General features: G+C 62.6%; 6 protein-coding genes. All 6 read left to right on the plus strand.

Annotation, left to right across the window (positions count from 1 at the left end):
* Positions 1 to 1,139 (plus strand): hypothetical protein (locus EN893_RS13100; RefSeq protein ID WP_128361573.1); only part of this gene is annotated, 1,139 nt, incomplete at its 5' end.
* A gap of 7 nt (positions 1,140 to 1,146) precedes the next feature.
* Complete coding sequence (locus tag EN893_RS13105; RefSeq protein WP_127269108.1) at positions 1,147 to 2,376, plus strand: GNAT family N-acetyltransferase; 1,230 nt, start codon at positions 1,147 to 1,149, stop codon at positions 2,374 to 2,376.
* 12 nt (positions 2,377 to 2,388) lie between these two features.
* On the plus strand, positions 2,389 to 3,612 hold the full coding sequence (locus tag EN893_RS13110) for a GNAT family N-acetyltransferase (RefSeq protein WP_127269109.1): 1,224 nt from the start codon (positions 2,389 to 2,391) through the stop codon (positions 3,610 to 3,612).
* 94 nt (positions 3,613 to 3,706) lie between these two features.
* Entirely contained in the window at positions 3,707 to 4,888 is a 1,182-nt protein-coding gene (locus tag EN893_RS13115) for a glycosyltransferase family 9 protein (RefSeq protein WP_306245672.1), read from the plus strand.
* Positions 4,889 to 5,105: 217 nt separating this feature from the next.
* On the plus strand, positions 5,106 to 5,330 hold the full coding sequence (locus EN893_RS13120; protein ID WP_127269110.1) for a hypothetical protein: 225 nt from the start codon (positions 5,106 to 5,108) through the stop codon (positions 5,328 to 5,330).
* A gap of 43 nt (positions 5,331 to 5,373) precedes the next feature.
* Positions 5,374 to 6,685 (plus strand): non-homologous end-joining DNA ligase (gene ligD / locus EN893_RS13125; RefSeq protein WP_206640110.1); only part of this gene is annotated, 1,312 nt, incomplete at its 3' end.

Consider the following 6,685-nt stretch of genomic DNA (forward strand, 5'->3'; position numbering starts at 1 on the left):
GGCCAAAAAACAGGTCGCTCACCGCCGTTCCCGCCAGCATCTGGATGAGCAAGAGCACCAACAGCGCCGGCGTCGATACCTATGACGTGGCGTTCGGAACGGCGGCGCTGATCGTAGCGTTGCTGATGGCCGTCGGCACGGCAGTCCTGATGCATGTCCTTGGCGATCCAAGCGGAATTGCTGCCGGCTGCTTCGTCGGTGCCTGGTCGTTGCGCAGCCATATGCGCACGGCTTTCTTCGCACGGCGCCAGCAGGTTGTCGTCTCCGTCAGCGATGGCGCTTTTACAATCGCCGGCTGTGTCCTGACCGGGCTGTCGATCTGGTTGGTCCAAGACCCGCTGCAGACCGTGTTCTATGCACTAGCCGCGGCAAATGTTTTCGGCATTTTCGTCCTGGTCCGGCTGGCTCGGCGCTCGCTTCGCATCAGCTTCCGCATGCCGACCCGGCGACGCTATGTCAGGCTCTGGCCCCAGCTGCGCTGGTCGGCATTCAGCGCCACCACCACCAACATCCAGGGCCAATGTCTGGCGCTGCTGGTCGCCGGCATTGCCGGTCCTGCCGCCTACGCACCGCTGGCGGCGGTTCTGGTGCTGTTTGCCCCGCTGCGCATCATCAGCCTTGCTTTCGTCAACATGACGCAGCCGGATCTCGCCAGGCTGATGCGGAACAATGAAACGGGCCGTGTCTGGACGCAGGCCAAGATCTGGGCACTCGTCATGGGGTTTGGCGGCCTTGCATATGGATGCGCCATCATGTTCGTCCTGCCGATGATAAAATCCCAGGCTCTCCAGGACGCTTCGACCTGGTTCATCGGACTTTTCGTGATCGCGAATTTTGTCCCGATCATGCTCTATATCATGCCCCGCATCGTGCTTGAGATACTCGGCGATTTTCGGATCGTCGCGTTCACCACGACGGGCGGCGCGGTCGTCGGGCTGGCACTGATCGCGGCCCTGCTGGCAATCGCGTCTCCGCCGTGGGCGCTGTTGGGTTCCGCCGTCTCGGAGATGTTCGTGCTCGTGGCATCATGGTATTTCGCGCATCACCGCATGTGGAATATCGAGCATCCCGACGAGGCGCGCGACAGCCGGTTGGGCGCCTGGCGGCGCACGCTGTCGTTCGCCACGGCAAAGCGATAGGAAAAATATGGCAGTCCAGGCGGTGCAAATTGCTGCGGTGACCGGCTCGCCCGATGGCCAGTCCTCCCATCCGGCCGTCGTCGTCTCCAACGATGCATACACGGCGCGGCTCCACACCAGCCTGGAAGCGGTGAGGCCGCTCTGGTTGCGCCTTCAGGCGGACGGTGTGTGCACCGCCCACCAGAATTATGCCTGGGCCGAGGGGATCGTAGCGCGGCTGATGCCTGAAGGTGCGGAACTGCTCATCGTGGAGGTAAACGACGCCGTGACGGGCGTGCCGCGAATGCTGGTGCCGTTGATACGGCGACCGGCTTTCCGCCATCGAGTGATCGAGTGGCTGAGCTGTGGCGTTTGCGACTATTCGGCACCGTTGCTGGCCGATGCGAGCCCGTGGACGACGCAGTCGGCGCAGGCCGCGTGGGCCGCGGTGCGCTCCGTGCTGCCGCCGGCGGACCGTATCCAGATCAGGGGAATTCCGCAATCGATCAGCGGTGTCGCCAATCCGCTGGCCCTGCTGGCGGCCACGCGCGATTCCCTGCATACCAGCTTCGGCCTCGCCATCGACGGCGATCCGGAGACCGTCCTCAAGCGCCTATGCCGGCCATCCTTCGTCAAGGCTTTCAACAAGGACTGGCGTCGCCTCGAACGGCTTGGCGGCGTGGAACTGGTCGAAGCCAACACGCCGGCCCTGGTGGAGGTCATCTTCGCCGGCCTGGTCCGGATGCGGCTCAGCCGCTTTCGCGAACTGGGCCGCTTCGACCTGCTGACGCAGGCGGCGGTTGTCGATTTCTATCGAAACGCTGCTCTCGAGGGCCTGTCGGATGGGTCGGTGCGGCTCTTCGGGTTGCGTGTGGGTGAAGCTCTTATCGCGGTCCAATACCTGCTGATCCATCAAGTCACCGTTCATGCTCTGCTGATCTCAATCGATCAGGGCGCGGTGCCTAATGTCTCGCCTGGACTTCTGATCATGGGCAAGTTGATGAGCTGGGCGCGCGGGCGCGATTTCAATTATTTCGACCTGTCGGTAGGCAACCAGAGTTATAAGGAGCATATGGGTGCCTTGGGTTCGGGTCTGCGCGAGCTTTGCCACGGGATCACGGTGCGAGGCAGCGCCGTGAGCGCAGCCATCGAGATCCGCAACCGGGCCGAGGTGTTCGTGCGCTCCAAACCTCGGCTGCTGAAGAGGCTCCAGGGACTGATGCGGGGTTTGCGGCGCCTGCGCGGGGGATCAGAATGACGGGAGAAGCATGTGGCAAGCTACGCGGCGGGAACGACTCCGATAAAGGATTTGCCCGGTGGGCCGGTTTCCCCGACTGTCGCCAACGTTGATGCAACCGCGCACTTCACGGCTCGGCTGCACACCAGCTTCGACACCGTAAGGCTGCTATGGCTGCTCCTTGAAGCTCACGGCGTCTGCACTGCCCACCAGCATTATGCCTGGGTCGAAGGAATCGCCGCACGGCTGAAGCCCAAAGACGCGGATCTGGTCCTCGTCGAGGTGAGTGACGCAGTGACCGGCGCGCCGGCCATGCTGTTGCCGCTGATGCGGCGCCGGGCCTTCGGCCACCACGTGATCGAATGGCTGAGCTGTCGCGTGTGCGACTACTCAGTGCCGCTGCTGGCGGATGGGATAGAGTGGACCAGGCAGAGTGCCGACGCCATGTGGGCGGCGGTCCGTGCCGTGCTGCCACCGGCGGATCGCATCCATATCGCGGGAATTCCGCAGCAGGTCCACGGCGTGGCCAATCCGCTGGCACTGCTTTCGGTGGCGCGCGACTCCATCCAGGTCAGCTCCGGCCTCGTCCTGCATGGCGATCCGGAGACGCTCATCAAGCGGATCTGCAAGCCGTCCTTCGCCAAGGCCTTCCGCAAGCATTGTCGCGGCTTCGAACAGCTTGGTGGCCTCGCTCTGATCGAGGCCGACACGCCTGATCTGGCCGAGGAGCTCCTGGATGCTCTGTTGGAACTGCGGCTCAAGCGTTTCCGTGAGCTCGGGCGTTTCGACCTCCTGACGCAGGCGCCGGTCGTCGATTTTTACCGCGCCGCGGCGCTGCAAGGCCTGTCCAATGGATCGGTGCGGCTCTTCGGACTACGCGTCGGTGAAGCCTGGCTCGCCTCCATCTATGTGCTGGTCAGAAAAGGCACACTTCACGCCCTCCTGCTCGGCATCGACCAGAATGCGGTCGCCAATGTCTCACCCGGCCTGACGACGATGGGCAAGCTGATGATGTGGGGATGCGAGCGGGGCTTCGACTATTTCGACCTGTCGGTCGGCGGCCAGGGCTACAAGCAACATATCGGCGCCTCGAGCTCGGTACTGGCCGAGATCTGCGAACCGGTGACGGTGCGGGGCAGGGCTGCGAACGCAGCCATTTTGCTGCGCAGCCGGGTCGAAGGCATGACGCGGTCGCGTCCCCGGCTGCTCAAGGCCGTCCAGGGCCTGACGCGCCGCTTGCGGCGACTGAAGGACTGAGGAGGAGCGCTTGCCGGTCCTGCGATGCAGAGCACCAAGACCGGCAGGCAAGCTTGTTGACAGGGTTGGTTAGCTCTATATCTGAAAGCGCGGCTTGACGTTCAGAAATGAGTGTCACGGGCGGATTTTTTTAAGTTGGCGTTTTCGGCAGATCATCTCGATGAATGCAAGTTTAGGAGATGGGATTCGTTCCATCCTCATTATTCAAACGAAGTACATTGGAGATGTCGTTCTGACATCTGCTTTGGTTCGCAATCTACGTCTTTCTTATCCACAAGCATCGGTGACCATGCTTTGTGCGCCGGGTCTCAAGGAGTTCATCGTCGCGCAAGGGATCGCCGATGTTGCCGTTGGCTTTGAATCCCGTGGCAGAGGAAGGACTCTGCGCAAGCGTTTGAGCGACTATCGTGGCGTCATCTCTGATCTGCGGCGTCGAAGATTTGATCTTAGCATCGACCTTACCGATTCAAAAACCTCGCGGATCATGCATCGTTTGATCGGCGCTCCACTTCGCGTCGGCTTCGATCCTTCCGAGCATCCGATGAAGTTCTGGGAAATCCAGCTTGCAAACGTTCTCGCCGCGACCTTCGGACATGGCGGACCGCATTATCTCTACAGGAACCTGTCTCCTCTCCGCGCCCTTGGGCTGGATTGTGAGGATCCAACACCTCGGCTGCAGCCGACCAGTACTGCCCAGGAAGAGTGTGCCAGGCTTCTTGCGGAAAACGCTTTGGCGAAGAAGTCGTACGTGGCAGTGCATGCCGGCGCGAGGTTCGAAGGACGTTGTTGGCCGCCGCAACATTTTGCTGCGGTCATCGACGAAGTATACGCCAAAACCGGGCTGCGATCCCTCCTTGTTGGCGGGCCGGATGAAGGGCTTGCCGCGCAAAGGATCCTTGAAGTGGCAGCATCGCCGGTCGCAAGTGTCGTCGGAAAAGCCTCGCTTGAGGTCCTGACGGCATTGTTGGCCGAAGCGTCGATCTTTCTTGGCAATGAGAGCGGCCCGATGCACATCGCGGCCTCTGTCGGAACTCCAGCGGTGGGGCTGTACGGTCTGACGTCGCCAGAGCAATGGGGCCCGTTCGGTGTTCCCAACCGGACGCTCCAGCCGCCCATGCCTTGCCCGTGCATCGCTCCAGGTGTGTGTAAAGAAAACAACGCCGGTGGGGTCTATTGCGTCCAGCGGCTCCAGGTTGCCGATGTTGCGGCGGTGACACTCGATCTCATCGGCACGGAAGTTCAAAAATCTGCTCATTCGGGCATGCCGGCCGCGTAGCAGGGCGGCAGCGACGGGCGATTGTTTGGCGGCGCGCTTCACGTCTTGATTCAGGCCGAGGCTCAAACATCTTCAAAAGATTGGCAAATTTGACCGGGCCGCATCCTGCGCTGTCCGCGAAATTGACAGGACGGCGCGTCTCCGCCATCCTTGACCCCAGTCGTCAGGCTGCCGGCAGCGGCCGCGTTGTGTGTCTGGGGCGACCGAGGGCAGTGTCATGTTCAGTCCCGTCACAGGTCAGAATTCCAAGCGCGCCGCGGTGCGCAAGGCGCTCGATCGTCACAAGGTCTACATCACCGCGCAGCGTTTTTCGGCAGGCAGCTACCAGGCCCGGGTTCTGGTCGACGGCGAGGCCTATTGGGTCGACGAATTCCGGCTGAGCCAGCTGCAGCAGGGACTGTCGCCGGCGGAGCTCGAGTTGACGCCGGCCGTTGACGATTGAGCGCGACTGGCTTGTTCCTGGCCTCGGTGCTTCGACCTTTGCCATGACCACCCCGCCAAAGCTCCAATCCTACCGCGCGAGGCGTGAATTTTCCAAAACGCCGGAACCGGCAGGCGGCCTCATCACGGACGAAGGCAACCGCTTCGTTGTCCACAAGCACCACGCCACCGCAGACCATTATGATCTGCGCCTGCAGGTCGGCGATGTCTTGAAAAGCTGGGCGGTGCCGCGCGGGCCTTCGCTCAATCCGGCCGACAAGAGGCTGGCGGTCGAGACCGAGGATCATCCGCTCGAATATATCGACTTCGAGGGTGTCATTCCCGAGGGCGAATATGGCGGCGGGCCGATGATCGTCTGGGATACCGGCAGCTGGGCGCCGATGGACGATGTCGAAAAGAGTTTGCGCACCGGCGCCTTCAAGTTCCGGCTGGCCGGCGACAAGCTCAATGGCGGCTGGATGCTGACCCGGCTGAAGCCGAAACCCGGGGAAGACGAAAACAAGAAGAACTGGCTGCTGTTCAAGGAGCGCGACCTCGCCGCCGACACCGCGCTTGACATCCTCACGGCCCGGCCGGAAAGCGTCAAATCCGGATTGCGCATCGAGGAGTTGGCGGCGCCGGCGAAGCCAGCCGCCAAACCCGCGCCCAGACAGGGATCGCTGAAGCCCGGCACGCTGCCGGGTGCGTTCAAGGCCCCCATGCTTGCTCGTATCGAGCCGCAACTGGCGACGCAGGTGCCAAAACCACCGGATGGCGGGGACACAAGGGAAGTCTGGCTGCACGAAATCAAATTCGACGGCTACCGCACCATGGCGCATCTTACTGAGGGCGCGGTCAAGCTGATCACCCGTGGCGGCATCGACTGGACGAAGCGCTATGGCGACCTGCCGCATGCGTTCGCCAAACTGCCGTGCCGCGACGCCATCGTCGACGGCGAGATCGTGGTGCTCGATGCCAAGGGCATCAGCCGCTTCGCGCTGCTGCAGGATGCGCTGGCGCAGGGCGCCGGCAGCAAGCTCCATTTCTACGCCTTCGATCTTCTCCATCTCGACGGCTGGGACCTGACCAAGGCGCCGCTGGTCCGGCGCAAGGCGCTGCTGGCGCAGATGCTGTCGGGCCTCGGTGCCAATTCCGCCATCCAGTTCTCCGACCATGTCGAGGGCTCGGGGCAGGGGCTCTACGACCAGGCGTCGGAACTGGGGCTGGAGGGTGTCGTCTCCAAGCGCGCCACGGCCATCTATCAGAGCGGCCGAAGCAAAAGCTGGACCAAGACCAAGGCGTTGCTGTCGGACGACTTCGTCGTCGCAGGCTTCACCATCTCCGATGCGGCCGAACAGCCGGCGCGTCGGGTTGGTC

This window comes from Mesorhizobium sp. M7A.F.Ca.CA.004.04.2.1 (assembly GCF_004022825.1).
Taxonomy (GTDB): Bacteria; Pseudomonadota; Alphaproteobacteria; order Rhizobiales; family Rhizobiaceae; genus Mesorhizobium.

Bases quoted from the DNA above. Each gene is read 5' to 3' on its own strand.
- EN893_RS13105 (WP_127269108.1), top strand. From the start codon at position 1,147: ATGGCAGTCCAGGCGGTGCAAATTGCTGCGGTGACCGGCTCGCCCGAT.
- EN893_RS13120 (WP_127269110.1), top strand. From the start codon at position 5,106: ATGTTCAGTCCCGTCACAGGTCAGAATTCCAAGCGCGCCGCGGTGCGC.